The 15,064-nt window shown below is 62.6% G+C and carries 12 protein-coding genes; 4 read left to right on the top strand and 8 right to left on the bottom strand.

Annotation, left to right across the window (positions count from 1 at the left end; genetic code table 11):
• Positions 1-66 precede the first annotated feature (66 nt).
• Positions 67-1,422 carry an LLM class flavin-dependent oxidoreductase gene (locus NKJ13_RS04340; RefSeq protein WP_352738537.1) on the bottom strand — a complete coding sequence of 452 codons (1,356 nt, stop codon included), beginning with the start codon at positions 1,420-1,422 and terminating at the stop codon, positions 67-69.
• Positions 1,423-1,555: 133 nt separating this feature from the next.
• Positions 1,556-3,049: an aldehyde dehydrogenase family protein gene (locus NKJ13_RS04335; RefSeq protein WP_352472296.1), complete on the bottom strand. Its 1,494-nt coding sequence runs from the start codon at positions 3,047-3,049 to the stop codon at positions 1,556-1,558.
• A gap of 177 nt (positions 3,050-3,226) precedes the next feature.
• Between NKJ13_RS04335 and NKJ13_RS04330 the strand changes: the two genes are divergently transcribed.
• Positions 3,227-3,550 carry a DUF4258 domain-containing protein gene (locus NKJ13_RS04330; protein ID WP_352738534.1) on the top strand — a complete coding sequence of 108 codons (324 nt, stop codon included), beginning with the start codon at positions 3,227-3,229 and terminating at the stop codon, positions 3,548-3,550.
• Between the two features lie 41 nt (positions 3,551-3,591).
• Positions 3,592-4,050, top strand: a complete 459-nt coding sequence (locus NKJ13_RS04325) for a helix-turn-helix domain-containing protein (RefSeq protein WP_352455217.1) — start codon at positions 3,592-3,594, stop codon at positions 4,048-4,050.
• Between the two features lie 58 nt (positions 4,051-4,108).
• Here NKJ13_RS04325 and NKJ13_RS04320 read toward each other — a convergent pair whose 3' ends face one another.
• The 6 genes from NKJ13_RS04320 to NKJ13_RS04295 all read right to left on the bottom strand — a co-directional run bounded on the left by NKJ13_RS04320 (position 4,109) and on the right by NKJ13_RS04295 (position 11,775).
• Positions 4,109-7,243, bottom strand: coding sequence for an efflux RND transporter permease subunit (locus NKJ13_RS04320; RefSeq protein ID WP_352472294.1), 3,135 nt, complete (start codon positions 7,241-7,243; stop codon positions 4,109-4,111).
• A gap of 208 nt (positions 7,244-7,451) precedes the next feature.
• A complete protein-coding gene (locus tag NKJ13_RS04315; RefSeq protein ID WP_352680435.1) occupies positions 7,452-8,600 on the bottom strand; it encodes an efflux RND transporter periplasmic adaptor subunit in 1,149 nt (382 codons plus the stop codon).
• A gap of 62 nt (positions 8,601-8,662) precedes the next feature.
• Positions 8,663-9,271 carry a TetR/AcrR family transcriptional regulator gene (locus tag NKJ13_RS04310; RefSeq protein WP_352542219.1) on the bottom strand — a complete coding sequence of 203 codons (609 nt, stop codon included), beginning with the start codon at positions 9,269-9,271 and terminating at the stop codon, positions 8,663-8,665.
• Between the two features lie 238 nt (positions 9,272-9,509).
• Positions 9,510-11,150 carry an acyl-CoA synthetase gene (locus tag NKJ13_RS04305; RefSeq protein ID WP_352738532.1) on the bottom strand — a complete coding sequence of 547 codons (1,641 nt, stop codon included), beginning with the start codon at positions 11,148-11,150 and terminating at the stop codon, positions 9,510-9,512.
• A 47-nt stretch (positions 11,151-11,197) separates the two neighbouring features.
• Complete coding sequence (locus tag NKJ13_RS04300) at positions 11,198-11,512, bottom strand: type II toxin-antitoxin system RelE/ParE family toxin (protein ID WP_352738530.1); 315 nt, start codon at positions 11,510-11,512, stop codon at positions 11,198-11,200.
• Positions 11,513-11,529: 17 nt separating this feature from the next.
• On the bottom strand, positions 11,530-11,775 hold the full coding sequence (locus NKJ13_RS04295; RefSeq protein ID WP_352453248.1) for a type II toxin-antitoxin system ParD family antitoxin: 246 nt from the start codon (positions 11,773-11,775) through the stop codon (positions 11,530-11,532).
• A 146-nt stretch (positions 11,776-11,921) separates the two neighbouring features.
• On the opposite strand from NKJ13_RS04295, the gene NKJ13_RS04290 reads away from it, so the two are divergent.
• Together NKJ13_RS04290 and NKJ13_RS04285 are read left to right on the top strand one after the other, a co-directional pair.
• Positions 11,922-12,887: a sugar-binding transcriptional regulator gene (locus NKJ13_RS04290; protein ID WP_352472287.1), complete on the top strand. Its 966-nt coding sequence runs from the start codon at positions 11,922-11,924 to the stop codon at positions 12,885-12,887.
• A gap of 81 nt (positions 12,888-12,968) precedes the next feature.
• Positions 12,969-15,023: a bifunctional aldolase/short-chain dehydrogenase gene (locus NKJ13_RS04285; protein ID WP_352738528.1), complete on the top strand. Its 2,055-nt coding sequence runs from the start codon at positions 12,969-12,971 to the stop codon at positions 15,021-15,023.
• The last annotated feature ends 41 nt before the right edge of the window (positions 15,024-15,064 follow it).

Genomic DNA, 15,064 nt, shown 5'->3' with positions numbered 1-15,064 from the left:
CCCTATGGACATTCGGGCCGAACGAAAAGAACGGATGCTTGCCACGGTCTAAAATCATTACCGGTTCTAGCCAGCTTTGCGGATCGCTGCCGTCTCAGGTTGGAAGAACCGGTTTGGCGGCCGCTTCAGGCCAAGATTTTCGCGCAGGGTCGATCCTTCGTATTCGCTCCTGAAAATGCCGCGCCGCTGCAATTCGGGCACGATTTTCTCGACGAAATCATCCAATCCGGCGGGAAGATAGGGGAACATGACGTTGAACCCGTCCGAGCCTTCGGTGACCAGCCATTCCTCCATCTCGTCGGCGATGGTTTTCGAAGTGCCGACGAAGGCAAGACCGGAATAGCCGCCCAGCCGCTGCGCAAGCTGCCTGACGGTCAGGTTTTCCTTGCGCGCCAGTTCGATGACGCGCTCGCGGCCGCTCTTGCTGGCGTTGCTTTCCGGGATTTCGGGCAAGACTGAATCCGGATCGAACCGCGACGCGTCGTGGCCGAGCGCGATCGACAGCGAGGCGACGCCGCTCTCGTAGTAGACGAGGCTGTCGAGCTTGGCCCGCTTCGTCTGCGCCTCCTCGACGGTCTCGCCGACAATGACGAAGGCGCCGGGCAGGATCTTGATGTCGTCGCGCGACCGGCCAAGTTTTTGCGCACGTTTCTTGACGTCGGCAAAGAAGCGCTGCCCCGAGGCGAGATCGGCATGGGCGGCGAAGATCACCTCGGCCGTTTCCGCCGCGAGCTGCCGTCCGGCCTCCGACGCGCCGGCCTGCACGATGACCGGCCAGCCCTGCACCGGCCGCGCGATATTGAGCGGTCCCCGCACCGAAAGATATTCGCCCTTATGGTCGAGCACATGCAGCTTCGCCGGATCGAAATAGAGCCCGCTTTCGGCGTCGCGGATGAAGGCATCGTCGACAAAACTGTCCCACAGGCCGGTGACGACATCGTAAAACTCCCGCGCCCGGCGATAGCGCTCGTCGTGCTCGACATGCTCGTCGAGGCCGAAATTCAGCGCGGCGTCGGGATTGGATGTGGTGACGATATTCCAGCCGGCGCGCCCGCCGCTGATATGGTCGAGAGAGGCGAAACGACGGGCGATGTGGTACGGCGCGTCGAACGTCGTCGAGGCGGTTGCGATCAGCCCGATACGATCGGTGACGGCGGCAAGCGCCGACAACAGCGTGAACGGCTCGAAGGACGTGACCGTGTGGCTGCGCCGCAGCGCCTCGATCGGCATGTTGAGCACGGCCAGGTGGTCGGCCATGAAGAAGGCGTCGAACTTTGCCGCTTCCAGCCTTTGCGCGAAGTGCTTGAGATGCGCGAAATTGAAGTTGGCGTCGGGATAGGCGCCCGGGTAGCGCCAGGCGCCGGTATGAAGGCTGACGGGCCGCATGAAAGCGCCAAGCCGCAATTGTCGATTTTCTGCCATGGAAAAATGCACCGATGACGACGAGCGTAACGCTCCAATTGCTCGAGCATGGGATGGCTTTGCGGCCATGGGAAGGAATTCTGTTTTGCAAAACCGGCGTCGGGGAGCATTTTTTGTGCGGGCGGCGGACCGATCAATCGATCTTGATGAACACGCCCTTGGTGTTAAGATATTCGGCGAGGTGCTCGGCGCCGCCCTCGCGGCCGTAGCCGCTCATCTTGTAGCCGCCGAAGGGCACGGCCGGATCGATGGCGTGATAGGTATTGACCCAGACCGAGCCGGCGCGGATCTTGCGCGACAGCTGGTGGGCGGTGGCGAGATTTTGGGTGAAGACCCCTGCAGCCAGGCCGTAAGGCGTGTTGTTGGCCCGCTCGACTGCCTCGTCCAGCGTATCGAACGGCAAGGCTGAAATTACCGGCCCGAAGATCTCCTCACGGGCGATCTTCATGTCGTCCGAGACGCCGGCAAAGACGGTCGGCGCGACGAAATTGCCGGCGCCAAGCGCGCCTTCCACAAGCCGGGTGCCTCCGGTGACGAGTTTCGCCCCTTCCGCGGTGCCGGCCTCGAGGTAACCGGTGACCCGTTGCAGCTGCTTTTCGGAGACGAGCGGACCGATCTCGGTCGCCGGGTCGATGCCGTCGCCGACCCTGAGACCCTTGGCGTATGCCGCGAGCCGCTCGACGAACTCGTCATGGACGGGCCGTTCGACGAAAAGGCGCGAACCGGCGATGCAGATCTGGCCGGAATTGGCGAACACCGACATCGCCGCCACCGGCACCGCCTTGTCGAGATCGGCATCGGCGCAGACGATGACCGGCGACTTGCCGCCGAGCTCCAGCGAGACGCGCTTGAGATTGCCGGCCGAGGCCCGCACGATCGACTGGCCGGTCGCCGTCGAGCCGGTGAAGACGATCTTGTCGACGCCCATATGCTCGGCGAGTGCGGCACCTGCCTCGGTGCCGGTGCCGGTGACGATGTTGACGACGCCTTCCGGAACGCCGGCCTCGTTCATGATGTCGGCGATCAAAAGCGGCGTCAGCGGCGCCTCTTCCGATGGTTTCAGCACGATGGTGCAGCCGGTCGCCAGCGCCGGGCCGATCTTCCAGATCGACGCCGCCGTTGGCGCGTTCCAGGGAATGATGGCGCCGACGACGCCGACCGGCTCCTTGCGGGTGAAAGAGACGATTTCGCCGGGCAGCGAGTTGTCGATCGTCTCGCCGTGCAGCGCCGTCGCCATGCCGGCATAGTAGCGCAGCATGCCGATGACCCGGTTGCGATTGGCGCGGGTGCGTATGATCGGCATGCCCATGTCGGTGGTGTCGGAGCGGCTGATCTCTTCCCAGTGCTTTTCGAAGAGGTCGGCGATCCTCAGCAGCAGCACCTGGCGCTCATAAGGCTTGAACCGGCTCCACGGGCCCTCGAACGCCTTGCGCGCAGCAGTCACCGCCAAGTCGATGTCCTGGCGGTCGGCGCGCGGCACCGTGGCGATGACCGCGCCGGTGGCGGGATTGCGGCTCTCCGTGGTCCGACCGGAGCGGGCATCGACCCAGCCGCCGCCGATGAACATCCGGCGATGGCGCCCGTCGATCGGCAGCCGCAGCGGTGCCTTTGTCTGAGCTATGGTCATGACTGTCCTCCAACCACGCGCTAGTCTTAATAGCGGTGTCGTCCTGTGTTCGGTAGCGAATTTGTCACCACCCAACGGGCGTCAATGGCATGCCGCTTGTTTATTGACGTTCAGCACTTATGTAGGTATCACCATGATAGATGAAGCACCGGAAGGAATGCCATAGAAGGGGGATTTGTGACGATCACGCAACCTTGGGATGCCGGCCGTGCGACGATTGAAATAAGATCTATCGCGAGAAATCTGAAACTAAACATCTCGTACAAGCTGCATGCGCAGGATCGGCTTTCCGAACGCGGCTTGATCATGTCTGATGTGCTGCATGCGCTCAAGTTTGGAAATGTGTACCAACCACCTGTGCCCGCAACCCGGCCGGGTCATTTCCGTTATCGCGTGGAGTGCAAGACACCGAACAGCGGGAGTCGATCCATCGGGGTCGTTATCCATCCCTTCCAAGAACGGATGTCTCGTCAAAGTTATTTCGGTTATGTGGATCGATGAGTTCGAGCGAAAAGCGGGCTCGATAATTGGAGTTGAAGCTGATGAATAACGCACACCACTACACAGAAAGCGGTCTGCTCAACGTTTACATCGAAGGCATCGCCGTTGAGGTGGATGACGATGGCGACGACATCATCACGATTCCTGCTGTGAATGAACTGCATCAAGTAATCGCGCTTGGGATCGTAAGCCATGCCAAGGGCATGAGCGGGGACGAGCTTCGTTTCCTGCGCTCCGAAATGGGTCTGACCCAAGCTGAATTGGCCGCCATGGTCCACCGTGACAAGCAGTCGATTGGCCGATGGGAGCGCAACGAAATCGACATTGACAGCTCGGCTGAGGCCCTGGTGCGTCGTTTGGCAATCGAAAAGCTGGGGCTGCCTGTTGACGCGGGAATCGATGAGTTGTCGCGTCGGAGCGTTCCTACCGCGGACGAGCAACCGATCAAAATACAGAAAATGAATAACGATGCTCGGCCGTACGAACTGATTGCGGCCTGACCCGACCCTGATAACCCCGCCTCGGCGGGGTTATCTATGGAAGACGTTCGCTCGACCGCTATTCGGCCGCCAGGGCCAGTTGCGGCCTTTCGTTCTTTTCTTCCGTCTCGGCCGGCTGCTCCACCACCTTCTTGGGCTCCCTGCCGAAGAACAGCGCATAGGCTGCCGGCAGGACAAGGATGGTCAGCACCGTGGCGACGAGAATGCCGCCCATCATGGCGTAGGCGAGCGGCCCCCAGAAGACGCCACGCGAGATCGGGATCAGCGCCAGCACCGCCGTCAGCGCCGTCAGCACGATCGGCCGGAACCGGCGCACCGCCGAGCCGATGATGGCCTCGGAACGCTCCACGCCGGCGGCGATGTCCTGGTCGATCTGATCGACCAGGATGATCGAGTTGCGCATGATGATGCCGAGCAGGGCGATGACACCGAGGATGGCGACGAAGCCGAACGGCGCGCCGCTGATCAAAAGTGCCGCCGCCGCGCCGATGATGCCGAGCGGACCGGTCGCCAGCACCAGCATGGCCTTGCCGAAATGCTGCAGCTGGATCATCAGCAGCACGACGATGACGGCCAGCATGATCGGCGCTTTCGCCGCAATCGAGGCCTGGCTTTCGGCCGCATCCTCGGCGCCGCCCTGGATCTCGATCTTGTAGCCGGGTGCGAGGCTGGCGCGCAGGCCCTGCATGTCGCTGTACATCTTCATGGCGACATCGTTCGGCTGCACGCCGTCCGGAAGCGTGGCGCGTACGCTGATGGTCGGCAAGCGGTCGCGCCGCCATTCGACGCCTTGCTCCAGCACCGGGACCACCTTGGCGACCTGCGACAGCGGCACGGAGCCGCCGAAATCGGTCGGGATGTAGACGGAGTCGACCGCCGACAGCAGGTGACGGCTTGCCTCCGGCTCACGGGCGACGATCGAAACCGTCTCCTCGCCGTCGCGGAAGTCATCGAGCGGCGCTCCCGACATGGCCGCCTGCAGCGTCTGGCGGATGCGCTGCGAGGTGACGCCGAGCGCACGGGCGCGATCCTGGTCGATCACCAGCTTCATCGTCGGCACCGGCTCCAGCCAGTCGTCGTGGATGGCGCCGAGCAGCGGATTTGCCTGGAACTTCGCCTTCACCTCGTCGGCGATGCGGCGCACCTCCTGGCGATCCGGACCCATGACGCGCATCTGCACCGGCCAGCCGGTCGGCGGACCAAGGAACAGGCGGTCGACCTTGGCGCGGATCGATGGGAAATCATTGGCCAGGATGGTGCGCAGCTTGACAATCAGCCGCTCGCGGGCCGGTTCGTCATTGGCCATCACCAGAAGCTGGGCGAAATTCGGGTTGCGAAGCTGCTGGTCGAGCGGCAGGAAGAAGCGCGGCGCGCCTTCGCCGACATAGGTGGCGATGAAGCGCTTGTCCTTGTCGTCCATCATCCTGGCTTCGAGCGCCTTGGCCTGGGTCTCGACTTCCTTGATGCTGGTGCCTTCCGGCAGCCAGAGGTCGACAAGGATTTCCGGGCGCGACGATTGCGGGAAGAAATTCTGCGGGATGAACTGGAACGCCCACAGGCTGGTGGCAAACGTCATCAGCGTCATCACCAGGACGATGATGCGGTGGCGCACCGCCCATGCAACGGTCGAGCGAAGACGGCGGTAGAAGCGCGTGTCGAAGACATCGTGATGGTTGCCGGCGTGCTTGCGCTGCTTCAGGATCATGTGGCCGAGCCATGGCGTGAAATAGACCGCCGCGAACCAGGACACGACCAGCGCGATGCCGACGACGTAAAACAGGGTGCGCACATATTCGCCGGCGGTCGAGGCCGCGAAACCGACGGGGATGAAGCCGGCCGTGGTGATCAGCGTGCCGGTCAGCATCGGGAAGGCGGTCGAGGAATAGGCGAAGCTCGCCGCCTCGACCTTGACCAAGCCTTCCTCGAGCTTTCGCTCCATCATTTCGACGACGATCATCGCGTCGTCGACCAGGAGGCCAAGGGCGATGATCAGCGCGCCGAGCGAAATGCGCTGCAGGTCGATGCCGAGCTCGTACATGATGGCGAACGTGGCGGCCAGGACCAGCGGAATGACGATCGCGATCACCAGGCCCGAGCGCCAGCCGATCGACAGGAACGATACGAAAAGCACGATCAGCAGCGCTTCGCCGAGCGCTTCCATGAACTCGCTCACAGCCTCCTTCACGACATGCGGCTGGTCGGAAATCTGATCGACCGAAACGCCATAGGGCAGCGCCTCTTCGAAGCGCTTATAGGTCGCTTCGACGTCCTTGCCGACGTCGGTGACGTTGAAGCCCTTGGCCATGACGACGCCGAGCTGGACGCTGTCGTGACCGTTGAAACGGTATTTGCGCTGGTACGGATCCTCGAGGCCGGAGGTCACGGTGGCGATGTCGCCGAGGCGCGTCACCTGGTTGCCGGCGCGCAGGCGAAGCTCGCGGATGTCGGCCGCCCTGGTGACATCGCCCTCGACCGAAATGCGCACCGAACGCTGGCCGGTGTCGACCGAACCTGCCGGGTCGACATTGTTCTGGCCTTGGATCGCATTCTGCAGGTCGGTCAACGTCAGGCCGCGTTCGGCAAGCACCTTGGATGAAACGTCGATGTAGAGCTTTTCCGGCTGGTCGCCGATGATCACGGCCTTCTCGACACCGGGCGTCGTCAGCAGCATGTCACGCGCCTGGATGGCGAATTTCTTCAGCTCGGGATAGCTGTAGCCGTCGCCGCTGATCGAATGCAGGGTGATGAACGTGTCGCCGAATTCGTCATTGAAGTAGGGCCCGAGCAGCCCTTGCGGCAGCTCATTGGCGATATCGCCGACCTTCTTGCGCACCTGATAGAAAGCATCGGCGACCTGCGCCGGATTGGTGTCGCCCTTGACCTGCAAGGTGATGATGGCGCTGCCGGCGCGGGTGTAGGAGCGGACGAAATCGAGGTGCGGCGTTTCCTGCAGCTTGCGCTCGATCTTGTTGACGACCTGGTCCTCCATCTCCTTGATCGAGGAGCCTGGCCAGATCGCCTGGACGACCATGACGCGGAAGGTGAAATCGGGGTCTTCCTTCTGGCCCATGCGCATCAGGCCGAGTGCACCGGCGACGATGATCAGCCCGAACAGGAAGCGGGCAATGCTCGGATGGCCGATTGCCCAGCGCGAAAGATTGAAAGACCGCTTTTCATTGGTGTCGATGGTCATCGGCGTCAGTCCGTTTCAATTTGATCAACAGAGCACGCGCTTTCGCATGCCCAAGGAACTTCCGATGTGGGCTTCCGGGCGGCGTGGCTTTCCGAGTTGAGAGATCTACATCGCGGTGGGACGCGAGGATCGACGTGGGGGTTACATCGACCTGAGATCTCGAAAATCGGGGGCGCCTGCCGCCCGGAAACCGTGAATTGCCTGGCCGTCAGCGCAAGCGCCTTGCAGCGTCATCGGCCGACGCCGACTGTTGCGCCGCATCACCGGTCAGCTTGACTTTCAGATTCTCGGTCATGAACTGCGTGCCGGCGGCGACGACGACGTCACCCGGCTTCAGCCCATCGGCGACACTGACGCCGTCGGGGGTGAAGGCGGCGACCTTGACCGGATGCGCATGGACGGTCCCGCCGTTGCGGTCGACTGTCCAGACGATCGATTGGCTGTCCTTTTGCGCCAACGCGGCCAGCGGGATCGACACCAGCTGCTGCCGGTTGTCCGCCGCGGCTTCGATGGAGGCGGTCATGCCTAGCAGCACGCGAGGATCGTTGGGCAGGCTGACGCGAACGGCAAAGGTGCGCGACTGCGGATCGGCGCTGCCGGCGACTTCGCGGACCTTGCCGTCGAGCGTCAGCGCCTCATCGGACCAGAAGCCAGCCTTGACGGTCTTGCCCGGCTTGAATTCGGCGATATCGGTTTCCGGAACAGCGATCAGGACTTCCTTCTCGCCGTCGATGGCAACGGTCACCACCGGTGTCCCGGAGCCGACCACCTGGCCGACATCGGCGGCAACTGATGTGACGATGCCGTTCTTGTCCGCCTTGAGATCGGTATAGCGGACCTGGTTCTGTGCCTGGGCAAGCTGCGAGCGGGCGGAGTCGCGCGTGGCGACCGCCTGATTGTAGCTGAGCGTCGCCTGCTCGAGCTGCGACTTCGGCGCGAAATTCTTGGCGTAGAGTTGTTCGGCCCGCTTGCGCGTAAGCTCGACTGTCTCGACCTGACGGTCGGCAGCATCGAGGCTGGCCTGAGAGCTTCTCACCGAAAGCTCGTAGTCGGTGGGATCGATGCGGGCGAGAACGTCGCCCGGCTTGACGCGGTCACCGATGTCGACAAGGCGCTCGGTGATCTTGCCGTTGATGCGAAAGCCGAGATTCATCTCGGTGCGGGCGCGCACCGATCCGGAATAGGAAAGCTGACGGGTATCGCTTGCCTTGGCGATCTCGACCACCTTGACCGGGCGGATGATCTCGGTGACCTCGGCTTTCTCCTGCGAGCAGCCGGCGAGGCCGAGAGCGGCAACGACAATCAGTGCCAGGCCGGCGGCCGGTCGCCTGTAGGTGATGGACTTGGACAAAGACACTTTTCGTACTCCCGAATTGTGGAGATGAATTGCCGACATCACCGCCCGACGGGCGGCAATGGTCATTTCTTCAAGGCTCTGATGGCAAACTCGGTAAGCTCGTCCGGCGTCGCCCGGTTCTTCTTGGCGAGGCACTGGGCCATCATCTGTGGATGAGAGAGGCTGATAATGGCAGCACCGAAACACCGGGAAGCGACTACCGGATCCTGATCGACGAACTCGCCGGTGGCGATGCCCTCGCGGATCACGTCAGCGACCAGGTCGTGGATGCGGTCGATGTGCTTTTCGATGACATGCCAGTCGCGCTCGATGGCGACGATGACCATCTCGTGCACCTTCTCCTGGTCGATCATGGTTTCCAGCGTCCACTGATAGTGCGTATGCACGTAGCGGCGGAGCTTTTCGCTGGCGGTGCCGGAACCATGGCAGGCTTCGTAGCTCAACCGGTAGCAGGTCTCGAGCATACGGCCGCAAACCGCCTGATGGATTTCCACCTTGGAGGCGAAGAAGCGGTAGATGTTGGCAGTCGACATGCCGAGTTCGCGCGCAATGTCGGCGACGTTGGTCTTGCCGTAGCCGTAGTGGCGGAACAATCGCTCCGCGCAATCCAGGATGCGCGTGACATTTTCCTGGCGGGCGGAATCGGCGGTGGTGTCTAGGGTTTCAAGCATCTCGTTGGCCAAATTTACGACTGACGAATTTAGAATTTCGTCACTCGTAAATTGAAAACCATCACCTGTCAAGGCACGATTTTGGCTACTAGTGACAGATGGTGACATCCCCCGACGGAGTTGGCCCACGAAACGCATGTGGTTTCCGCCGGGCGCGCCTGCAACGCCGCCCCGTGTTTTTTTGCGAAGGATCTTGAAAAGATGCTTTCCGAAATCGGTTCCGTTTTCGGATCAGGCCCTAAGGCTGCTTTGCCATCTCCCGCAGCCGGAACTTCTGGATCTTGCCCGTCGAAGTCTTCGGGATTTCCGCGAAGATCACCGCTTTCGGCACCTTGAAGCGGGCGAGCAGCGCGCGGCAGTGCTCGATTACCTCCGCCTCGGTCGCCGCCTTGCCCGGCTTCAGCTCGACATAGGCGACTGGCACCTCGCCCCATTTGTCGTCGTATCTAGCGACAACGCCGCAGGAGCCGACTGCGGGATGCTTGTACAGCGCCTCCTCGACCTCGATCGAGGAGATGTTTTCGCCGCCGGAGATGATGATGTCCTTGGAACGGTCCTTGAGCTGGATGTAGCCGTCCGGATGCATGACGCCGAGGTCGCCCGAATGGAACCAGCCGCCGGCAAAGGCCTCGTCGCTCGCCTTGCGGTTCTTGAGATAGCCTTTCATGACGATGTTGCCGCGGAACATCACCTCGCCGATGGTCTCGCCGTCGGCCGGCGTCTCTTGCATCGTCTGCGGGTCCATCACAGTCAGGCCTTCGAGCGCGGCGTAGCGCACGCCTTGCCTGGCCTTCTTCGCCGCCCTCGCCCCTTTCTCCAGCCGGTCCCACTCGCCGTGCCATTCGTTGACGACGGCCGGGCCATAGGTTTCGGTCAGGCCGTAGAGATGGGTGACGGCAAAGCCCTCATCGGCCATGCCCGACAGCACCGCCTCAGGCGGCGGCGCTGCGGCGGTGTTGAAGGTGACGGTCTGCGGGAATTGCCGCTTGTCCTCGTCCAAGGCGTTGATCAGCACCGACATGACGATGGGTGCACCGCACAGATGGGTGACGCCGTGATCGGCGATGGCGTCGTAGATCGGCTTCGGCCGCACCCAGCGCAGGCAGACATGCGTGCCGGCCTGCACGGCAAGCGTCCAGGGAAAGCACCAGCCGTTGCAGTGGAACATCGGCAGCGTCCACAGATAGACCGGGTGCTTGCCCATCCCGGCATGGATGGTGTTGGCATAGGCCATCAGTGCCGCGCCGCGATGGTGGCAGACGACGCCCTTCGGATTGCCTGTGGTGCCGGAGGTGTAGTTGAGCGATATGGCGTCCCATTCGTCGTCCGGCATCGACCAGGCGAAATCCTCGTCACCGTCGGCGACAAACGCCTCGTAGTCGAGCGTGCCGATCCGCTCGCCCTTGGCATAGGGCGCATCGGCGGCATAGTCGGGATCGTCGTAATCGATCAGCAGCGGCCTGACCTTGGCCAGCGTCAGCGCTTGCCGAACCACGCCGGCGAATTCGCGGTCGACGATCAGCACCTTGCTTTCGGCATGATCGAGCTGGAAGGCAATGACGGCGGCGTCGAGGCGGGTGTTGAGCGAATGGAGCACCGCCCTGGTCATCGGCACGCCGAAATGCGCCTCCAGCATCGGCGGTGTGTTGGACAGCATGACGGTGACGGTGTCGCCCTTGCCGATACCGCGCTTCGCCAGCGCCGAGGCAAGCCTCAGCGAGCGCTTCCAGAAAGCGCGATAGGTCGTGCGCTGGCGGCCATGGATGATGGCGGTCTGGTCGGGAAAGGTTTTTGCCGCCCGCTCAAAATAGGTCAGCGGCGTCAGCGGCTGGTGGTTGGCCGGATTCCTGTCGAGGTCCTGTTCGTAGGGATTGCCCATCCCGTCCTCCGCAATGTCTGGTCGAGCCTTCTTACCACCTTCGCCCATTACTTGGGACGCCCCTCCCCGCCCTCACCCTCCGGCCACAAAGCGTCGATGTCCCGATGCCCTTCCACGATATTCGCCACTTCGAAAAAGTCGCCATTATAGCGGAAGAAAATCACGTATCCCCTGAAAGCGAAACTTCGGACGTCCGGCCGGAGTTCGGGACGAGCACGACCAATCGTCGCCGGCAAGCTCGCCAGATCACGGCATTTCGGGCGCAGAGCATCCACAAAACGCCCGCCAATAAACAGGCTGCCGCTTTCACGAGTGAGGTATTCAAGGATATTGACCAAATCTGCTTGTGCCGACGGCAGCATGCGCAGCCGTGGCACTCCTAAAAGCCTTCCCTTGCGAGTTGCTTGGCCTTGGCTTCCAAGGCGGCGTCAATATCCTGCTCGGTGGCTTCGCCGCCTTCAGCAAACGACTTGTCCACCATGGCGCGGAGCGCCTTCAGCTTTTCCTCGCGCTCTTCGACAAGGCGCAGGCCCTCGCGCACGACTTCGCTGGCAGAACCGTAGCGGCCGCGCTTGACGATGTTGGAAACAAAGGTTTCCCAACGCTCTCCCAGTGATACGTTCATTGTCGGACCTCCTGATCGGTTTATTGTACCGAGATAACAATAAATGCGCAATTACTGACATCCGGAATGCCAGGTGTCGGATCAGATGCGCAGCCTAAGGTTTGACTTTTGTCGAGAGCCGTGAATAATGTCAGCGAGGAGATGGCATGGCGATCCGACCGGCAGAACAGCTTATCCACAAGGCCGCCTGGCTTTACTATGCACACGGCCTGCGCCAGGACCAGGTGGCCAGCCAGCTCAAGATTTCCCGTGCCTCGGTGGCGATGTATCTGCGCAAGGCGCGCGAGACCGGCATCGTCAACATCTCGACCTCGACCCAGCTTTTCACCGACGACGTGCTGGCGCGCAAGCTCGAAGACGCGCTGCAACTCGACGCCGTCTGGATAGCACCGGAAAACGGCTATGTCGCCGACCCCTCGACCGACATCGCGGTGCTGGCGGCGAGCGTCTTTCTCGAGCTGGTCAGGAAGGGCGACCGCATCGGCGTCGCCTGGGGGCGGACCATCTACACCATCGCCGACATCATGTCCTATGCCGATCTGCAGGACGTCACCGTGGTGCAGCTCTGCGGCAATCTGGGCGCCCCCTATTCGTACCGGCCGGACCAATGCACGATGGAAATCGCGCGCCGGCTCAACGCCAAGGGGCTGAATTTCTACGCGCCGCTGGTGCTGACGACGGAAGAACTGGCACGCGGCCTGCGCGCCGAGCCGGTGATCCGCGAGCAATTGTCGGGCATCGGTGAGTGCGACCTGGCGCTGTATTCGGTCGGCTCGGTGGACACCGACAGCCATCTGGTCAAATGCGGCGCGCTGACCGAGAGCGAAATGGCTGCATTGCGCAAGGCGGGTGCGGCCGGCGTCATTGCCGGGCAGATCATCGACGCCCGAGGCCAGGCGCTCGACTGCAGCTACAACCGCCGGCTGATTTCGGCAGAGCTGTCATCGCTGCGCAGCATCGAAAAGCGCCTGGTGGTGGTGCAGGAGGACAGCAAGTTCGAACCGCTCGTCGCGGCGATCGCCGGCGGGCTCTGCACCCATCTGGTCGTCGGCGCGCGCATGGCGCGACGGCTGCTCGACCATGCCGGAGCAGCAGCAAAAGAGGTCGCCTGATACCTAGAGCCGCCGACGCATTGTCATCAAGGCGTCGCGGTATTCCTGTTCACAACAAAAGAGAAATCGGACGAAGCTGACATGAAGAACCTGTGGAATGACGGCGAGGCGGAGAAGCTGGTCGCCGACTATGCAAAGAAGGGTGTGGCCCGCGACCTGGCGCTGCGCGTCTATACGACCAGGCTGCTGGGCGGCGAGCCGCGGCTCGTCCTCCATGGCGGCGGCAACACATCGTGCAAGATCAAGGCCACCGACCTTGTCGGCGACGAATGGGACGTGCTCTGCGTCAAGGGCAGCGGCTGGGACATGGGCGTCATCGAGCCGCAGGGCCTGCCGGCGGTCAAGCTCGGCGCGCTGTTGAAGGCGCGGTCGCTCAAGAAGCTCTCCGACGAGGACATGGTCGCGCTGCAGCGGGCGAACCTCATCGATCCGTCGTCGCCCAACCCTTCGGTCGAGACGCTGCTGCACGCCTTCCTGCCGCACAAATTCGTCGACCACACCCATTCGACGGCGATCCTGGCCATCGTCGACCAGGAGGACAGTGAAGCGCTGAGCCGGAAGGTGTTCGGCGCGAAAATGGGATTCGTGCCTTACATCATGCCGGGCTTCGATCTGGCCAAGGCGGCCGCCGATGTATTCGACGCCGATCCGACGGTCGAAGGTCTGATCCTCGACAAGCACGGCATCTTCACCTTCGGCGACGATGCCAGGCAGGCCTATGACCGGATGATCCATTATGTGAACGTCGCCGAGGATTTCATCGCTGGGAACGGCAAGCCGCGCACCGAAAAAGTGGCACTGCCGGCCAGGCTGGCCAAGCCCGCGGAGATTGCGCCGATGCTGCGCGGCGCGGTGGCGGTGGCACGCGGCGAAGGCCGCTTCGACCGGATGATCAGCGATTTCCGCACCTCGGATGCGATCGTGGATTTCATCAATTCGGCAAAAATTGCCGACTATGCCGGCCGCGGTGTGTCGACACCCGACCTGTCGATCCGCATCAAGACCGGACCGATGGCATTGCCGGCGCCCGACGCGGACAAGGTCGGCGACTACAAATCCGTCATCCGCCAGCATGTCGAGAAATTCGCCAAGGACTATCGCGCCTATTTCGAAACCAATGATGCGCTCGACGACGTGAAGCGCACCATGCTCGACCCGATGCCGCGGCTGACGCTGGTGCCCGGCCTCGGCATGTTCGGCCACGGCCGCACGCTGAAGGATGCGAAGATCGCCTCCGACGTCGGCGAAATGTGGATCGAGGCGGTACGCGGCGCCGAAGCCGTCGGCGATTTCCGCCCGCTCTCCAAAGCCGACCTGTTCCCGCTCGAATACTGGTCGCTGGAACAGGCCAAGCTCGCCGCCAACAAGCCGAAGCCGCTGACCGGCCAGGTGATGCTGGTCACCGGCGGCGCCGGCGCGATCGGTGCTGCCACCGCAAAGCTGTTCGCCGACAACGGTGCCCATGCCGTCGTCGTCGATCTCGATGCGTCAAGGGCTGCCGAGGCGGCAAAAAAAGCCGGCAACGGTTCGATCGGCATTGGCGCCGACATCACCGAACCGGTGCAGATGCGCGCCGCCTTCGACAAAGCGGTCGAGGTCTACGGCGGCCTCGACATTCTTGTCTCCAATGCCGGTGCTGCCTGGGAGGGCCGGATCGGCGAGCTCGACGACGCCACCTTGCGCAAGAGTTTCGAACTCAATTTCTTCGCCCACCAGTCGGCGGCGCAGAATGCCGTGCGCATCATGCTGGAACAGGGCACCGGCGGCGTGCTGTTGTTCAATACCTCCAAGCAGGCGGTCAATCCGGGGCCGAAGTTCGGCGCCTATGGCATTCCCAAGGCGGCAACGCTGTTTTTGTCCAGGCAATATGCCCTCGACTACGGTGCCCATGGCATCCGCTCCAATGCCGTCAACGCCGACCGCATCCGTTCGGGGCTGTTGACCGACGCCATGATCGCCAGCCGCTCGGGCGCGCGCGGCGTGTCGGAGAAGGAGTACATGTCGGGCAACCTGCTCGGGCAGGAAGTGACGGCAGAAGACGTCGCCCAGGCCTTTCTGCATCAAGCGCTGGCCGAGCGGACCACCGCCGATGTGACGACGGTCGACGGCGGCAACATCGCGGCTGCGTTGAGATAGCCCCTGATCGGGATCACTCTTGCGAAATTGGTATTTTGTAG

The sequence above is a fragment of the Mesorhizobium sp. M0174 genome (assembly GCF_040322275.1).
In the GTDB taxonomy this organism is placed as follows: Bacteria; Pseudomonadota; Alphaproteobacteria; order Rhizobiales; family Rhizobiaceae; genus Mesorhizobium.
Note: the sequence above shows the minus strand (reverse complement) of the source record. Positions and strands in the feature narration are given on the sequence as shown.

Coding starts and splice junctions, on each gene's coding strand:
- NKJ13_RS04305 (WP_352738532.1), bottom strand. CDS start 11,150: ATGGGCAATCCCTACGAACAGGACCTCGACAGGAATCCGGCCAACCAC.
- NKJ13_RS04300 (WP_352738530.1), bottom strand. CDS start 11,512: ATGCTGCCGTCGGCACAAGCAGATTTGGTCAATATCCTTGAATACCTC.
- NKJ13_RS04335 (WP_352472296.1), bottom strand. CDS start 3,049: ATGACCATAGCTCAGACAAAGGCACCGCTGCGGCTGCCGATCGACGGG.
- NKJ13_RS04325 (WP_352455217.1), top strand. CDS start 3,592: ATGAATAACGCACACCACTACACAGAAAGCGGTCTGCTCAACGTTTAC.
- NKJ13_RS04290 (WP_352472287.1), top strand. CDS start 11,922: ATGGCGATCCGACCGGCAGAACAGCTTATCCACAAGGCCGCCTGGCTT.
- NKJ13_RS04340 (WP_352738537.1), bottom strand. CDS start 1,422: ATGGCAGAAAATCGACAATTGCGGCTTGGCGCTTTCATGCGGCCCGTC.
- NKJ13_RS04310 (WP_352542219.1), bottom strand. CDS start 9,271: ATGCTTGAAACCCTAGACACCACCGCCGATTCCGCCCGCCAGGAAAAT.
- NKJ13_RS04285 (WP_352738528.1), top strand. CDS start 12,969: ATGAAGAACCTGTGGAATGACGGCGAGGCGGAGAAGCTGGTCGCCGAC.
- NKJ13_RS04295 (WP_352453248.1), bottom strand. CDS start 11,775: ATGAACGTATCACTGGGAGAGCGTTGGGAAACCTTTGTTTCCAACATC.
- NKJ13_RS04320 (WP_352472294.1), bottom strand. CDS start 7,243: ATGACCATCGACACCAATGAAAAGCGGTCTTTCAATCTTTCGCGCTGG.